This window comes from Saccharopolyspora spinosa NRRL 18395, assembly GCF_000194155.1.
Taxonomy (GTDB): Bacteria; Actinomycetota; Actinomycetes; order Mycobacteriales; family Pseudonocardiaceae; genus Saccharopolyspora; species Saccharopolyspora spinosa.
Map to the genome: position 1 here is coordinate 1605229 of NZ_GL877878.1, position 15497 is coordinate 1620725.

The following is a 15497-nucleotide window of genomic DNA, read 5'->3' on the forward strand; positions in this document are numbered from 1 at the left end:
CTAGTAGGCGCGCACTCGGACTGAACGGGAGGGTTCCCGTGCTGGACACGCGGAGCGTTGGCGACCGAATCGCCATTGAACGAAAGCTAGCCGGATCAAATCAGACCCAGCTCGCCCAGGAAGCCAACTACAGCGTGAGCATGGTTCGGGCGGTTGAACAAGGGCGCGAACCAGCCTCACCGGGGTTCATCGCAGCTGTGGCGCGTGCTCTTGGGGTAGAGCCGGAACAACTGACCGGCACGCCCTACCGCGCCACCATCGAGGAAGACGGCCCGCTGGAAGGAATGGCCGAGCTTCGCGCCATCCTCGCGGAAGGGAGCTACGTACGCCCGGTCCAGCCGGGCACCCTGGACGAGATGGCGGCCGAGATGGGCGCCGTGAACCTCGTGTACCGCAACGACAAGGGGCGGCAAGCACTTCGGCGGCTCCCCGTGCTGATCCGGCAACTTCACGGCGCGGCTCACGCCGCGAACGCTGACGCTGAACGAGCGCGGGTGTACTCGCTGCTATCGAGCGCGTACGTCACGGCGGAACGGCTGTGCCGCCGGTTTGGTTTCATGTCGCTCACCACGCCCGCCGTGGATCGCCTGGAGTGGTGCGTGGAACGGGCGGACGATCCGTTGTACGTCGCTCAAGCCAAGATCAAGCGTTGCCGCGTGCTGATGTACTTGGGCTCCACCGATGTCGGACTGTCTCTTGTGGAAAGAGGGCTGGACGCGATCGGTGGTGACGACGAACCGGCCCTAGCTGTCCGGGGCTACGGCCACCTTTGCGGGGCCATTGCTGCGGCTCGCGGACGCAAGCCCGACGTAGCGCGTACGCATATTGAAGAGGCGCGGAAGCTCGCCGCCCAGATGGACGGCGAGAGCGACGCCTACGGCACGCTGTTCGGCCCCGCAAACGTCGGTATCCACTCGTGTGCGGTGGAATTGGAAGCGGGCGACCCCGGCAAAGCGGCGCGTGAGGGAGCCGCACTGAAGCTACCGACAAGCATCGCTCCGCCCCGTGCGGGGCACCACTGGCAGGACACAGCCCGTGCGTGGCTGCTGTCTGGGCAGCCGGGTAAGGCACTGGACGCACTGAACGCCGCGCGAAAGGTAGCGCCGCAGCAGACGCGGCTACACCCCAGCGTCCGAGAGACGTTGCGGGGAATCGCAGGGGCCGAACGTAGACAAACGGAGAGCCTGACCAATTTCGTTGGCTGGGTTGGCGTGAAACTCTGAACTGAAAACGGAGTTCGACACCCCGGGGGGTGCCGGGTGCTATGACGTCCAGATGTGGCGACCCTGGGAGTAGACCAACCTACCCAGAGTCGCCACGGTGTCGAGTTGATCTGCGCTGCGCTCGCTGAGCGCAGCGATGGCGGTGGTTCAGCGCCTGCGTCACGGGGGGAGGGAGGGTTCGCAGCCGGCGGCCGCAGACGTTGTCCTGGGTGGGTCGGCGCAGGTGGCGTGGCTGGATGGCCGGTTGCCGCGAGTGGCGGAGTTGCTTGATTTGCCGGAGTCCGCGCGGCTGGATCGTAACCTGGCGGGGATTGTGGAGGTGGCCGAGTTGGCGGGGCAAAATGCCCAGTTGCGTACGGCTGAACGTGCTCACTTGTCAGCTGTCTGGTGTGATCGGCTTCTGCCAGATCAGCAGGTAACGCCAGAAAAGGAGTCGGCGCACACGCACGCCGGGCAGCACCGCAGCAGCCTGGTTGGCGACCTCCCGGGTAGTCAGCGGCGGGTCCATGACCACGGGCATGGTCGTGTGACTGGAGTCTTTGGCGAACCCGCCATTGCTTCCCATCGCCCTTTTCGCCAGGAACATCGCGCCAAGCAGCCGATGTCCGACGGCAGCGACGATCTCGACAGGCAGCTCACGGGCGAGGTCCGGTCGAGGCAGGGCAATGGCCGCGAGGACTCCTCCGGGCCGCAGAGCAGCCGCGAGCACGGGAAGTGAATCCTGCAACGGCATGTGGTGCAGAGCGCTGATGGAGAAGATCGCGTCGTAGTCCTTGCCTGGCAGTGGGTCGGCTAAGACGTCAGCGAGAACGCAGTTCACGTTGTTGGAGGTGCGGTGCTTTGCCTTTTCGATCATTGCTGCGGAGCGATCGAGGGCGTCGACCTTCTCACTTCGCTGGGCAAGCTGGTCAGCGAACGCTCCGGCACCACAGCCGACATCCAGCACCCGCCGACAGCGCTGCGGCATCTCGCGGAGCAGCAGCCGGTGGTAGTAGGCGTTGTGATCCCAATCGAGCACGACCGGACGTTACCTTCTCATCGTCGCGCGGTCAGCCAGCCACCCGCAGCAACCGACGTCATTTTTCGCCAACATTGATCACGATTCCGCCCGTCAGGTGACGCCCGAATTCGCGGACAACTGACGCCGTTTTTCACCGTCACAGCCAATCGTCCGAAGCCCACCGCGTAGCCGCGACGAATGATGTCATCTAGATCCTCTAGAGCGCAAATCGCCAGTTTAAGAGCGAGCGTCGCTGATCAGCCGAAGCAGTGCATCCGTGATACCTGGTGCGGCGGCGATGGTTTCTCTGGCACCGAAGGTGTGGGAAGTGCCCGCAGCGTCGGTGACGGATGCTCCTGCTTCGCGAGCGACGAGGACTCCAGCTGCGGTGTCCCAGGGCTTGTTTGAGAGAAGGATGCATGCGTCGGTGCGTCCTTCCGCGGCCCAGACGAGATCAAGGGCTGCGGAGCCGAACATGCGTACCCGTTCGACGTTCTCGGCGAGGGCCTGTGTCAGCGCAAAGCGGACGCGGTTCTTCTCGGCGGCACCTGCCCCGACCGCGTAGTCGCCGATCGACACGATGGACTTGCTGAGTTCGGTTGTCCGACTCGCATGTATGCGCTGTCCGTTGACGAATGCCCCCTGACCCTGGACGGCGTTGTAGCGAAGACCGAGGAAGGGCGCGGAGATGACGGCGATGATGGGTGTGCCGCGTTCGACCAGGGCCAGCGAGACTCCGCAGAGGGGGAGACTGCGGGCGAAGTTTGAAGTTCCGTCGATCGGGTCGAGCGCCCAGATCCGCTCGGCGGCTTGGTCGAGCGAGCCCCCGCCTTGCTCCTCGCCGAGAAAGTCGATGTCGAGGGCGGCGTGTTCGAGATACGCGCGAACTTCGTGCTGTACCTGGATGTCGAGGTCGGTGACTAGATCGCGGTCACCCTTGGCGTGGATCTCCCCTGGGGGCGTGGTCGTGAGGAGTTGGTGCCCCAGGTTCACGGCTTCGTTGGCGATCGTGAGCAGTTCGTTGATGCCGGTCACGCGATGACTTCCTTCGAGCGGTTCCACATTGATTCGAAGACCTGGGTAAAGGTCTCGAAGAGCCCGGGTGCGCCTGGCTGCTTCTCGGCGACGAGGGTGGGCGATTCGACCCCGCGCGCATCAGGTAGGTACGGCTGGACCACGCATGTCAGGTCATCCATCACCACGATGTTGAACCGCACCGGCTCGTCATAGGTGCGGATGCGGAGGTTTCCCCGTGCATCAGCCGAGAGCTTGCCGTAGACCCGTTGTAGGGCCAGGATGTTGAGCGCCGTCAGGGTCGAGAGCACGCCCGGCGGGTGGCCTTCTTCCTGCTCGCGTGCCTTGACATGTTCACCTTCGGGATCGAGGAACAGGCACTCGACTACGGTTCCCGACGCCAGCCGTTCCAGCAGGCTTTTATCCGAATACTGCTGACATAGCAGATTGAGGGAAAGCCCGACCATGCTGATTTTCTCGGCATCGTCGAAGAGTTTCTGCGGTGGCATTTCATATGTGAAGGCGGGACGGGTCGCGAACACCGCTGTCACACCGGCCATGCCTGGTGCGTGGGTTGAACCTGGCGGTGCGGCAGCAGCGGTTGCGCTTCCGGCTGACAGTGGCTCCGGCACGAATTCGATTCCGCCGGTATGTGTTTCGAACAGTTTCGCTGCGCTCCACTTGGGGAACATGGCTCCGAGAATGCGGCAGTGATGCGCGTATGGCAGGCCGCGAAGCTCGCCCGAGAGCCATCGATAATCCCGGAAATAGCGGCCCCACCGCTCACGTCTGCACTATCCGCCACGTGCCACGTAACTTGCTCACGATCATCGAAAAACAGCACGTCCCCCCCCGCATGCCCGTTACCACGCTTGGAAAACAATCAATGCGGGGCGACGGATGCTGGTTTCCAGGACTAGCTGTGAAATGTTGATCGATTCGCGAGGCGGCCGATTGCTTCGTCATGCATACCCATGTCTCTGAAACACGAACAATTCCATGCTTCTGGACGCGGTACCGGTGACCGATGAACCGGCCCCGTCCACGATCGCGCACACCCAGTTTTCCGCTTAGCTCCAATGGGTGCGGGCAGAGTTCGGGTCTGGCTGCCACATGACCTGCGACGGTAGCGGCAGCCTGTTGTGTTCTCCGCCGATCATGCTTCCCGACCTAGTGACCGCGCGCCCGTTCGGGCGTGCGTCGGCCGAAGCGGTGGCGTGGGCATGTCTGCGCCGACTGGCAGTGTGGCCATTGCAGCACGACGGCCAGCGCCACGGCCGTTACAGGCAAGACCCGGTACGGAACGTGCGGAGTCGGCACCCGTCCGGCCTGGACTCTTGCGTCCACCCAGCTTGGCAGCAGGGACCGGGCGGCGGATGCCAGCAGCCCGGCCGCGTGGAGCTGGCCGAGCAGAGACTTGGATCATGCTGCTTGTTCGGTTGGCTCCATCGATGCCTTCAGCTTGCGGAGTGCATGGTGCAGGCGGGATTTGACCGTTCCTACGGGAATTCCGAGGACGTCGGCGGCGCTGGCCGCGGTCCGGTCGGCGAAGTACACCTGGTAGAGCACGCTGCGGTGTTCCGGGATGAGCTCTTGCAACGCATTGGCCACCGACATCGATGTGATCACGTCATCCGAGTGGTCGCCCAGGATGCCGACCCCGATGCCGGCGGACTCCTCGACCTCGTCGGGGCGTGCCCGGCGGGCACGGATCTTGTCGATGGCGATGTTGCGCGCTACCTTCGTCAGCCAGCCCCAGGCCGAACCGAGTTCAGGACGGCTGAGTGCGTCAGCGTGCCGCCAGGCGCGCAGCATCGTCTCCTGGACGATGTCCTCAGCCTGGTGCGGATCGGACATCATCCGGCTGACGTAGACGTGCAGAGCCGCGAAATAGTCCCTGTAAAGCTGGTTTACCACGGATTGCGGGTCGGGAGCGGGCCGGTACGGCTCGCTGGGGCGTGCCTTGTCCTCCCGGCGCGAGGCGATGGAATTCAACATGCTGACCACCCTGGTCCGATCCTGCGAGCTGTCCGCGCGACCAGTCGACGGCGGCGTGGCGTACCGCGGTTGTGCTCGATCACTTGCTTGTACTACTAGGTTTCCTCTTGTACTGAGCTGGAAAATCAGTGAGCTCACGTACACCGCCAAATGAGGTAGAGAAGGGCAACTGGTGGAACTTCTGCGGGGCGAACCCGGGACGCGAACGTGGTGGTCACGGTGCGTGAGGGCCCAACGAGTTGGTCACAGGCCCCTCATCTACAACGCCTCTGGGTGTGACGTGGGGTTGATTCAGCCACAGAGGCGGTCTAATTGGGGCAGTGGACTGTGTTGGGCGGTGCCCGGCTGCCGGGTGGCTTCGATGGCGATCTCGACCCTGGAGCGCACTCCGAGTTTCGCCAGGATGCGCGAAACGTGCACCTCGATGGTGCGTTTGGAAGCGAAGAGGATCGCCGCGATTTCTGCGTTGGCGTGGCCTGCCGCGACGAGTCTCGCGACCCTGGTTTCGGTTGGCGTCAGGGCTTCCCAGCCGGTGGTCGCATTTCGGCGGCGTGCGCGTAGCCGACGCATACCGTGCGGGCGCAGCCGGGTTTCGGCGCGCAGCAGGTCCCAGTCGGCGCCCAGGTCGGTGTAGATGCGAGTCGCTTCAACGTACGCCGCACGGGCGGCGCCGAGATCGCCGTTTCTGGCGTGCAGGACGGCGGAATCTTCTAATGCCTGAGCGCGTTTCGGGGGTTGGTCCATCCGTCGGTATGCCTCAACGACGGCGTCGATCAACGCCGGATCTCCCTCCAGCATCCCCCGGCAATGTCTGGCTGCCGTCGCGATGGTCGGAGCTGACCCGTGGGCGGCATCGGCTTCGCAGGCTTCCGTCGCCCGTAATGCGGTGTCGCGGTCATCGAGGGCCAGCGCGAGTCGGACCAGCAGCGGCAGCCAGGTGTGCCGGGTGCCCGCGTGCTCGTCGCGGGCCAGCGCGGCTCCTAGGGCTGCCGCGGCATCGTCCTGACGACCGTCCCTTTCGTACAAGGTCGCTTGTGCCAGCAGTGCGAACTCCGTGCATCGGTCTGGGCTTTCGGGGACTGCGGCAAGATGTTCTTCCACGGTGTCGCGTTCGTCGCGGTGACTTGCGATGACCGCTGCCAGGCAACGCAGTCGCGATTGTTGCGGGGCGGGCATCCCGTCGCAGCACTCCACCGCCGCTTTCAGTTCGGCCACCGCCTCGTCCCACCTGCCGGTAGCATGGAGATGCTCGGCAGCGCAGAGCCGCGCCACGCCGCGCTTGGGCGAAGTCCCGTATTGTTGCGCGATGGCTTGTATTTCCCGCAAGGTTTCCTCGGCCTTGTCGACCTTGCCGAGTTCGAAGAGCACGCCGCGCAGGTCGACCAGGATCAGCAGCAGCTGATCGGTGAACTCGGGGTCGTTGCCCAACTCGGACAGTGCGCGATCGAAGTCGGCTGCCGCCGCGGCAAGATCCCTTTGTTGGAGCGAAATCAACCCGGTTACGTGCAGTGCTAAGCCGATCGCGAACGGGTCGCCGGCCTCCCGTCCGATGTCCAGTGCCCGTCGGGCCGCTGTTTCTGCGGTCTCGACCTGGCCGAGGGAAAGCGTGGTTCTGGCGCGCAGTCCGTGCAGTCGTGCGGTCCAGCGACTGGCCAAATTGCTCGTCTTGCCGGATTTTCCGGCGCCGATGGCGTTTTCGACCACGATCCGGGCCTTGTCGGTCTTGCCGCCCACGGTCAGCGACCACGCGAGGAACCAGCTCGTCTCGGCGGTGATCTCGGCGTCTCGGCTGCCGGCCAGGATTCCTTCGGCCAGTTTCTCGGCTTCCTCCGCGCGGCCGAGCAGCAACAGCGCCTCTGCCAACCTGATCCGCAACGGTTCGCGTCGCGGGTCGTCGGGATCCAGTGCGTCTGAAGCAGAGGTGAGCAGGTCGACCGCCAGTTCCGGGGCGCGGTGGGTCAGCTTGTGGGCATTGTGCAGGAGCCAGTCGACGCCCCACTCGTCGATGCCGACGGCGGCCTCGCCGGGTAGGGCGGCGCGCAGGTGCTCGGCAACGTTCTCGATCCGGGCGCCGGTTGGGAGAAGTGCTCGGGCGGCGTGGTTGTGCAGCGCGAGTCGGAGCGGAGTCGGGATGTCCTCATACAGCGCCTGCTGGACCACGGGGTGCCGGAATCCCAGTTGGGCACCGAATTCGACCAGGACGCCGGAGACGATGGCTTCTTCGACGACGCCAACCAAGTCGGTCACCGAGCGGCCGGAAAGCGCGCACAGTTCGGTGACGGAGAACGCTGGGCCGAGAAGCGCCGCCATCCGCAACACTTCCCATGTGCTGCCGCTGACGTGACGCAGCTGAGCCGAGATGACCGTCGCCAGCGACTTGGGCATCCTCGCCAATTCGGAGGTCAGCTCGACGACGTTGTCCGCCGAACGGGTGAGGTGGCCGTCACGTTGCAGGGAATTGACGATTGCGTGAACATGGCAGGGGTTTCCTGCTGCACCCTGCAGGACCTGGCGGAGCGTCGAGCCGACTGCGTCGGCGTCGAGCAGTTGCCCGGCAAGTTCGGCCACCGCCGCTACATCAAGTGGGCCCAGCGTGATGACCGAGTTCCGCATGTCGGTCTGGTGGCGACGAAGTAGTGCCAGGTCGGGCCGGTGCGGGACAGGGCCGCAGGCGGCGATCAGCAACAACGGCAGGTGCCCGATCATCCGGCCCAGGCGGTGCCAGGCATGGAGGCTGGCCGGGTCGGCCCACTGCATGTCGTCGATCACGAGGATCACCGGTGCATTAGTGCACATGCCCTCGATGAGTGCCAACAACCGCTCGGTGGCGGCCGCTGGCGGGTCGGCACCGGCGCCGGACAGCATGTCGCTGATGGCTCGCTGGTCCGGGTCAGGTGAATTCGGCGTGATACCAAGGCAGTCGAGCAGGACGCGCAGCTCGCAACGATGGGCGAACTCGTCGGCGGTTGCCCGGAACACCTGGCAGCCGAGTTCTTCGGCGCTGGCCAGCCCTGCTGCCAGCACCGCCGACTTGCCGATGCCCGCCTCACCGTCGATCCATACCGCCGCGCCGCGTCCCTGTACGACCTGGCGGACTGTGTCCTTGAGGCGCCGCACCTCGTTGTCGCGGTCGACCAGGACAGTGCCGTAAGTGAAAGACTCCACGACCCGCTCCTTGCTCGACACTTGCCGTGCCATGCTCCACATGGATTGCACCGCAAAGATTCAGCTGTGTCGCACGGGGGGTCAAGCTCGATAGGCGCCCTGGACCCGAACTCTGCCCCAAAGGGCCGGGATCGGTGACCGTTCAGCCTGAGCTGTCTTGGGTCGTCGTTCGTGTTCTCGGTTGCTCACGGCTTCTGATTCGGACCTGCGCAGCACCGAATATCGGAACCCAGGTGTTCTATGCGTCGCGCGGGTTGGCGCCGGTTGCGTAACTGGGGCGTTCCTGAGCTGCGGCCCCCGGCGCAGGTGCGACCGCATGTGGTGATAGGTCGGATTGTCCGATCCGCGCGTCTTGTTCGTCAGGTTTCGCAACGGCCTCCTGCTTCTGCTCCGGCGAATTGGTGGTTTGGGCTTGCGACGCTTCGGCGGTCCACGCGGAACGCCAACCGCGATTGCGGCCACGTCGGATGACCGCGGCTGCCAAACCGCCGACCACGAGCGCGCCGATCATCAGGAATGCGAGCGTCAGCGCAATCTGCACCGGTCGGTGGTCGATGACCGGAACTGGCGGCAGCCGAAGCGGCGGAACCGGCTCGGCCAGCGGCTTGTCGCCGGATTCCTCCGGAAGCAAGGTCGACAGCGCGGCATAAGGGTCGACGACGCCGAACCCCAGCGCGCGGTCCGGGAGCGTGGATCCCGGGTGGTCGGCCGTGGTCAGCAGTCGGTGCCGAACCTCGGCGGCGGTAAGTGTTGGGCGGTAGCTGCGCACCAGCGCCGCGGTGCCCGCCACGAAGGCGACGCCGATCCCGCCGCCGGAGGCGGTGAGGTGACCGGAACCGCTTGGGCCGACGCTCAGCACGTTGCTCCCAGGCGCCACCAACGAGGGTGTCACGGGAGACGGGGTGTCCGATTTCCGAATCGGCGCGCCTGTCTCGTCGATCCCGGAAACCGCGAGCACGGAGGAAAATGCGGCCGGGTAGGGGGTTTGGCCGTTCTGCATGTCGATATCGGCCGCCGCGATGATGAGCACGTCACGTGCCGCCGCATACTCCACGGCCGAGCGCAACTCGGCAGTGGGGACGGGCGTGGCCAGCGACACCGCGACCACCTTGGCGCCGCCATCCACCGCGAGCCGGATTCCGCTGGCCAGCTTGGCGGGGTCGACCTCGTTGGCCTTCTCGGCCACCCGGATCGGCAGGATTTCGGCATTCGGCGCGATACCGGCAAATCCCACCCCGGTGGTCTGTTTGGCCGCGATCAGGGCCGCCATGAACGTCCCACGGCCCGCGCAGTCGTTGTTCGCCGAACCGGAAGACAGCAGGTCCGCGCCCGGCCGCACCCGGCCCGCCAGTGTCGGCGCCGCCGCGCTCACGCCGGTGTCCACGACTCCCACCAGCGCCGAGCTGCCCGTGTCGAGCTGCCACGCCAGTTGTGGCGCGAGCCGACGTTGCGACCACGGCACGTCGCGCACGATGTCGTTAGCGGGCGGGACGCACTGGCTGGACTGCGCGGAAACCGGAGACGGCACGGCGACAAGCCCGACAAGAACCAGCAGCGTGGTCGCCACCAGCCTGGACCGCCTCGGAACCCGCGCGCCGCGCGATTTGAACAGGCTCGACCGATCGCTCACCGGGGGCTCCCGACGGTTGCTTCGGCGGGTTCCAGCCAGGCGGTTTGCAGCAGTGTCGCGTTGCGCCGCGTGACGAGATGGGCACGACCGGGGGGGAGGTTGCGGGGGCGCATTCCGTTGAGGAGCGGCATTTCCGTCGGGGGACAGGACAGCGCGAGGTCCGGTGTGTTGGATTCCTGCATGCGGCGTACCACCGAATCCATCGAGATCCGGCCGGAACCGGCCGCGCTGCGCGTCAGGATGACGTGCAGACCGATGTCGGCTGCCTGCGGCAGCAGTTCGAGCAGGGTGTCCAGCGGTCCGCCCATCGGGGTGACCAGCAGGTCGTAGTCATCGACGAAGATGAACACCTCCGGACCCGACCACCAGTCCCGGCGCTGCAGCTGCTGCGGCGTGATGTCCGGCCCAGGCAGCCGTTCCCGCAGTTCGGTCGTGGTCGGACCGATGATTTCGGCTGCCGCAGGGGATGAGAACGCGAAGCCGCGACGGTAGCTGTCCGGAACCGCGTCGAGCAGCGCCCGGCGGGAGTCGATGAGGATCACTTCCGCCTCACCTGGGGCGTAGTTCTTCGTCATCGCCTCGGCGATCAACCGCAGCACGGCGGTTTTACCGCTGGCGGTGTCGCCGAGCACCGTCAGGTGCGGTTGCTTGGAGAAGTCGTGCCAGACCGGCTGCAGGTCCGATTCGCCCAGTCCCAGCGGCACCCGCAACTGCCCTTCCGGCGCGGGAAGTTCGGCGGCCGGCAGCACCGCGGGCAGCATTCGAACCGGGGGTGCCGGCGGCCCGTTCCAGCTGTCGGCGACCGTCTCGGCGAGGGAGCGTGCCGCGTCGGAAAGATCGTCGGTGCGCTGCCAACCGTCGATGCGCGGAACTGCGGCCAGGAAGTGCAGCTTGTCGGGGGTGAGGCCGCGTCCGGGCTGCTTGGGCACGCCCTGCGCGGCGCGCATGTCGATCACCGAGTCGATCGCGTCGCCCAGCCTCAGCTCCAGCCGGGTGCCGAGCTGGTCGCGCAGTTGGCTGTGGATGTCCGACCACCGGGCGGTCGTCAACACCACGTGGATTCCGTAGGTCAGACCGCGCGCGGCGATCTGCCGGATGGTTTCGTCGTGCTCGTCGAAGTCGGCTCGTACCGTTGCCCAGCCGTCGACAACCAGGAACACGTCACCGAACGGGTCGTCGGTGATCCGGCCGTCGCGGCGCATTGCGCGGTACGCGGCCATGTTCTCCACGGAGTGCTTGGTGAACAGCTTCTCCCGCATGGTCAGCACGCCCTGCACCTCGGCGACCGTGCGGCTGACCCGCTCGGTGTCCATCCGGCCGGCCACACCGCCGACATGCGGCAGCTCGCTGAGCGTTTGCAGGGTACCGCCGCCGAAGTCGAGGCAGAAGAACTGCACCTCCACCGGGCTGTGGGTCAGCGCGAGTCCGGCGATCAGCGCGCGTAGCAGCGTGCTCTTGCCCGACTGGGTGCCACCGGCGATGCCCACGTGTCCACCGACACCTGACAGGTCTGCCAGGTAGAGGTCCCGGGCCTGCTCGAAGGGTTTGTCGACCACGCCAACGGGTACCGTCAACCGACCGCGACCCGGCCAGCCGACCGCGCTCAACCCGAGCTCCGGGTCGGGCGCCAGCGGCGGGAGCAACTGGTCCAGCGTTGGCGGGTCGGCCAGCGGCGGCAACCAAACCTGGTGCGCCGGCGGTCCTTGACCGCGCAGCCGACTGACCGCCACCTGCAGCAGCGTCTCGGTCGGCTCGTCGGCGTCGGCCTGCGTCTCGACCGGCTCCGGCTCCACCGGCTCCGCTTCCCGATCGGGCAGCCGAGCTGCCCCGAACGGCACGACCTGGCGCCGCACTTCCTCCTGGCGCTGTTCGACGGTGCGCCGCTTGAACGGCGCGGATACGTAGGCGGCCTTGAACCGGATCAGCGTGGCGACGTCGGAACGCAGGTAGCCGTTGCCCGGCGCGCTGGGCAGCTGGTAGGCGTCCGGGACACCGATCACCGAACGGCTCTCCATCGCGGAGAACGTGCGCAGGCCGATCCGGTACGAAAGGTGGCTTTCCAGTTTGTGCATGCGGCTGTCGTCGATGCGCTGACTGGCCAGCAGCAGGTGCACACCGAGTGACCGGCCCAGCCGGCCGATCATGACGAACAGCTCGGAGAAGTCCGGGTGCGAGGCGAGCAGCTCGCTGAACTCGTCGACCACCACGAACAGACTGGGCATCGGATCCAGCGGCGCACCGCTGGCCCGGGCTTTCTCGTAGTCCAGCAGAGAACTGTAATTGCCCGCGCTGCGCAGCAGTTCCTGCCGCCGCACCATCTCGCCCTGCAGCGCGTCCTGCATCCGTGTGACCAGCTCAGCCTCGTCGGCCAGGTTGGTGATCACCGCGGAGGTGTGCGGCAACTTGTCCAGGCCGAGGAACGTCGCGCCACCCTTGAAGTCCACCAGGACGAAGTTCAGGAACTCCGACGAGTGCGTGATCGCCATAGCGAGAACGAGCGTGCGCAGCAGCTCGCTCTTACCCGAGCCGGTCGCACCGATCAGCAGACCGTGCGGCCCCATCCCGCCTTGGGCGGACTCCTTGATGTCCAGCTCGATCTTGGTGCCGTTCTCGGCAATGCCGATCGGCACTCGCAGCCGGTCCGGACCACTGGTCCGGGGCCAGACCTTGGTTGGGTCCAACTGGTCCATCTCGCCCACGCCCAGCAGCGCGGCGAGGTCGAAGTCGGTGACCATCGGCTCGACGATGTCGGTGGTCGCCCCCAGCCGGAACGGCGAGACGTTGCGTGCAAGGGCCTCGGCCTTGCGCAGGCTGAGGGCATCGGGGGTCGCCAGCTTAGTGCGGACTTCGTCACCGGAGCGGTCGTTGCGGATCATCTCCAGCGAGTCCGGGGCGACGTCCAACCGCAGTACGGTCCGGTTGGCGGGGCTCGGCCAGCTGTCGACCAGGTTCAGCAGGCATTATCCTGGACTCGGCGGGCAACTCCACACCGTCGACGACGACCACCACATAAGGCTCGTCCCGAGACGGCGACGTTCCCGCCTCGAACCGGCCCCGTTCGCCCAGTTCGTCGGCGAGCAGCGCATCCAGGCCGGCGGCCGAGTCGGCGATGAGCCGCACGTTGCCCGCGCCGTCCTGTTCCGTGCCGTGCTGCGAGTGCGGCAGCCACTTCACCCAATCCCATTCCTCCGCCCGGGTTTCGCTGGCGCATACCGCGACCTTCAGATCATCGGGGGAGTGGAAGGTGACCAGTTGTGCCAGCATCGCGCGCATCAGCTTCCGGCCGGCTTCGGCGTCCCCGCGCATCTGCACCTGGGCGAAGCCGCGCAGGAAGATCGCGGTCGGCAGATCGTTGATGGTGTTGTACGCGCGGATGAAGCGGCGCAGCGCCCGTGCCGACAGCGGCTCGAGGTCCTCCACCGGCTTGCTCTGCGGTGGCGTGATGGTCATGGCCAGTTTCTGCGGGATCAACCCGATCCGGATCTCGGCGAAGTCGGGGTGCGAGATTCGCCGCTCCCACAGCCGCGCGCTCATCGACACCGACCACAGCGCGTCCGGATCCGGGTGCCGCCACACCAGCGCAGTGCGCTGCTCTGCGGCGGCGCCGCGCACCTGTTTGCGGGTCTGCCCGAGATAGCGCAGGTAGTCGCGTCGTTCACCGCGCATGCGGCGCTTGCGTTCGCCCGCGCCCCGTGCCATCTGCCCGAACCCCATAGCCAGCATCCCGACCGACATCAGTGCGACGCCGATCAGCGCCATGCCGCCGTTCTTGCCCATGAACATCAGCATCATCGCGCCGGAACCGAGCGCCATCGGCAGGTACATGAGCATGCCGCCGAAGCCCCCGCTGACCGATTCGGACAGGACGGGCGGTTCTTGCAGGGAAAGTTCTCCGCTGGGCATGTCCGGCGGCTTCTGCCGTGGGGGTCGGCGGAACAACGTCACGCTCACCGCACTCTGTCCCTTCTTGACGCTGCTGCTGGAGCGGGCCGCCGTGCGGAGGACTGCGATTTCAATGGAAAGCACCGGTCGGCGCCCGTTGAAGTCGCGGCACCCCTCACGGGGCAACCCGGCTCGGATTCGTCTGCTGTTGGTTGAGACACGGATGCGGACGTCTCTGCGGATCTGCCCGTTGTTACCCAACTTCGATCGCATCGGGCCGTTGGGGTGAACTTCCCGGGAGACGGCTGCGTGTTTTGGGCATGACGGGAACAACGCAGCCCACGGTTGACGCCGGTGAGGTGTGCCCGCTGATGATCTACGGCCCCAAGTCGCGCATCGAACTGGCGGTGCTGGCGCAGGTGCCGCTGGCCGACCTGCTGCCGACCTTCCTGGGTCATCTTGGCCAGGAGTTGGGCAATGCCGGCCTGCGGCGCGGAGGCTGGGTGCTGCAGTCGTCGACGGTCCTGGCTTTGTCCGCAACAAGCTGACTGCGGACTAGATCACGAGGAGCGAGGTTGCTGGACCTGCTTCCCACCGGTCCAGTGTTGTCCGGCAAGGGTGGGGGGTGACGCCGCTACATCGTGACGACGGCGGCCCGGTGTCGGGGAACGCCGAAATATCGCGGTTTGGTTTCAGCCAACAGGGAGAAAAAATGAGTGACCTACCAGACAATGGACAAGCCGAAACGCCCCTAATGCCCCTAATGTCCCTAACCCCAATCGTTACGTACAAGAGTCCTGAAGTCGGTACTCCCATGACGTACGGGCTCAAGGAAGCTCAGCTGGCCAAGATCATCCAGGCCACCGACGATGCCCTGGCCAAGATGCGGCAGCTGAACAACAACGTCTCCGCTCAGGCCAGTGCCCTGATGTCGGCGAACCAGTCGAATTCCGGGAAGATCCTCAACGACCGTTTCAGCGTCTGGGCCCAGGACTTCGGGCAGATCGCGGCCAATCTGAGCCTTCTGAACGCGAAGGTAAAGGCCCTGCGACAGGTGATGCTGCATGCTTCTGAAGATTCCGACAGCCAAGCGAGCCACTGAAATCAGTTCTAAATCCACTCCTATGAAAGGGGAAGGTTGGGGCTAAGGCACGATCGCGCGGAGTGATCGACTTGGCTCGTAGGTTAGCCGGCTGGGTTGGCGTGCTCGGCCGGGAAATGGAGGATGGCCTCCTTCTGGGATCATGGAGATTGCGAATAACCAAACTCCAGAAGAAGGCCATCCTTTATCATTTTCTCATCGCTCGTCATCGCTCGTCATGGCTCGTCGCTGTTTGCGTGGGTAGCTTCGCGTGATGGTGTGGTTACCAGTTCATGCGACTGCGGAGTCGTTGACTGTGGGTAGTGGGAGTTTGCCGGCGATGAGGTAGGCGATGATGATCATTTTGTTCTTGTTGCGGTATCCGCGGGCGCGGGCCTTGGCCGCCTGGATGAGCGAGTTGGTGCCTTCGAGCAGTCCGTCCGAACGAAGCGAACGGACCGTTCGTGCCGCCTACCGAGGTGAACAGGCCGTTCGCCTCACACC

The 15497-nt window shown here is 65.7% G+C and carries 11 protein-coding genes and 1 pseudogene; 3 read left to right on the top strand and 9 right to left on the bottom strand.

Annotated features, from left to right (window positions below; translation table 11 throughout):
* Positions 1 to 38 precede the first annotated feature (38 nt).
* The gene (locus SSPN_RS0108160) at positions 39 to 1223 is read left to right on the top strand and encodes a helix-turn-helix domain-containing protein (RefSeq protein WP_010693485.1); all 1185 of its coding nucleotides are present in this window, start codon (positions 39 to 41) and stop codon (positions 1221 to 1223) included.
* A 376-nt stretch (positions 1224 to 1599) separates the two neighbouring features.
* Here the strand turns inward: SSPN_RS0108160 and SSPN_RS0108165 are convergent, their stop codons facing one another.
* The 8 genes from SSPN_RS0108165 to SSPN_RS59480 form a co-directional block, all read right to left on the bottom strand.
* On the bottom strand, positions 1600 to 2241 hold the full coding sequence (locus SSPN_RS0108165; protein ID WP_010693487.1) for a class I SAM-dependent methyltransferase: 642 nt from the start codon (positions 2239 to 2241) through the stop codon (positions 1600 to 1602).
* Positions 2242 to 2460: 219 nt separating this feature from the next.
* The gene (locus SSPN_RS0108170; RefSeq protein ID WP_010693489.1) at positions 2461 to 3258 is read right to left on the bottom strand and encodes an inositol monophosphatase family protein; all 798 of its coding nucleotides are present in this window, start codon (positions 3256 to 3258) and stop codon (positions 2461 to 2463) included.
* The gene (locus tag SSPN_RS42975) at positions 3255 to 3929 is read right to left on the bottom strand and encodes a DUF5919 domain-containing protein (protein ID WP_187764637.1); all 675 of its coding nucleotides are present in this window, start codon (positions 3927 to 3929) and stop codon (positions 3255 to 3257) included. Before SSPN_RS42975 ends, SSPN_RS0108170 begins: the two co-directional genes overlap by 4 nt.
* Positions 3930 to 4659: 730 nt before the next feature.
* Positions 4660 to 5235 carry a sigma-70 family RNA polymerase sigma factor gene (locus SSPN_RS0108180; protein WP_029535099.1) on the bottom strand — a complete coding sequence of 192 codons (576 nt, stop codon included), beginning with the start codon at positions 5233 to 5235 and terminating at the stop codon, positions 4660 to 4662.
* 291 nt (positions 5236 to 5526) lie between these two features.
* Entirely contained in the window at positions 5527 to 8400 is a 2874-nt protein-coding gene (locus SSPN_RS0108185; RefSeq protein ID WP_029535100.1) for an ATP-binding protein, read from the bottom strand.
* A 238-nt stretch (positions 8401 to 8638) separates the two neighbouring features.
* A complete protein-coding gene (gene mycP / locus SSPN_RS42980) occupies positions 8639 to 10030 on the bottom strand; it encodes a type VII secretion-associated serine protease mycosin (protein ID WP_010693497.1) in 1392 nt (463 codons plus the stop codon).
* Entirely contained in the window at positions 10027 to 12933 is a 2907-nt protein-coding gene (gene eccCb / locus SSPN_RS42985) for a type VII secretion protein EccCb (RefSeq protein WP_237710487.1), read from the bottom strand. The genes mycP and eccCb overlap by 4 nt, the downstream gene beginning before the upstream one ends.
* The gene (locus tag SSPN_RS59480; RefSeq protein WP_237710488.1) at positions 12881 to 13981 is read right to left on the bottom strand and encodes a hypothetical protein; all 1101 of its coding nucleotides are present in this window, start codon (positions 13979 to 13981) and stop codon (positions 12881 to 12883) included. The genes eccCb and SSPN_RS59480 overlap by 53 nt, the downstream gene beginning before the upstream one ends.
* 251 nt (positions 13982 to 14232) lie before the next feature.
* Here SSPN_RS59480 and SSPN_RS0108200 point away from each other — a divergent pair, with 251 nt between their 5' ends.
* Both SSPN_RS0108200 and SSPN_RS0108205 read left to right on the top strand, forming a co-directional pair.
* Positions 14233 to 14460: an EsaB/YukD family protein gene (locus tag SSPN_RS0108200; RefSeq protein WP_029535101.1), complete on the top strand. Its 228-nt coding sequence runs from the start codon at positions 14233 to 14235 to the stop codon at positions 14458 to 14460.
* Positions 14461 to 14726: 266 nt separating this feature from the next.
* Entirely contained in the window at positions 14727 to 15014 is a 288-nt protein-coding gene (locus SSPN_RS0108205) for a hypothetical protein (RefSeq protein ID WP_010693501.1), read from the top strand.
* 270 nt (positions 15015 to 15284) lie between these two features.
* Here SSPN_RS0108205 and SSPN_RS54420 read toward each other — a convergent pair.
* Positions 15285 to 15431, bottom strand: a pseudogene (locus tag SSPN_RS54420) (transposase); the annotation flags it as partial.
* Positions 15432 to 15497 lie beyond the last annotated feature (66 nt).

Coding starts and splice junctions, on each gene's coding strand:
- SSPN_RS0108200 (WP_029535101.1), top strand. CDS start 14,233: ATGACGGGAACAACGCAGCCCACGGTTGACGCCGGTGAGGTGTGCCCG.
- SSPN_RS42975 (WP_187764637.1), bottom strand. CDS start 3,929: ATGTTCCCCAAGTGGAGCGCAGCGAAACTGTTCGAAACACATACCGGC.
- SSPN_RS0108180 (WP_029535099.1), bottom strand. CDS start 5,235: ATGTTGAATTCCATCGCCTCGCGCCGGGAGGACAAGGCACGCCCCAGC.
- SSPN_RS0108205 (WP_010693501.1), top strand. CDS start 14,727: ATGACGTACGGGCTCAAGGAAGCTCAGCTGGCCAAGATCATCCAGGCC.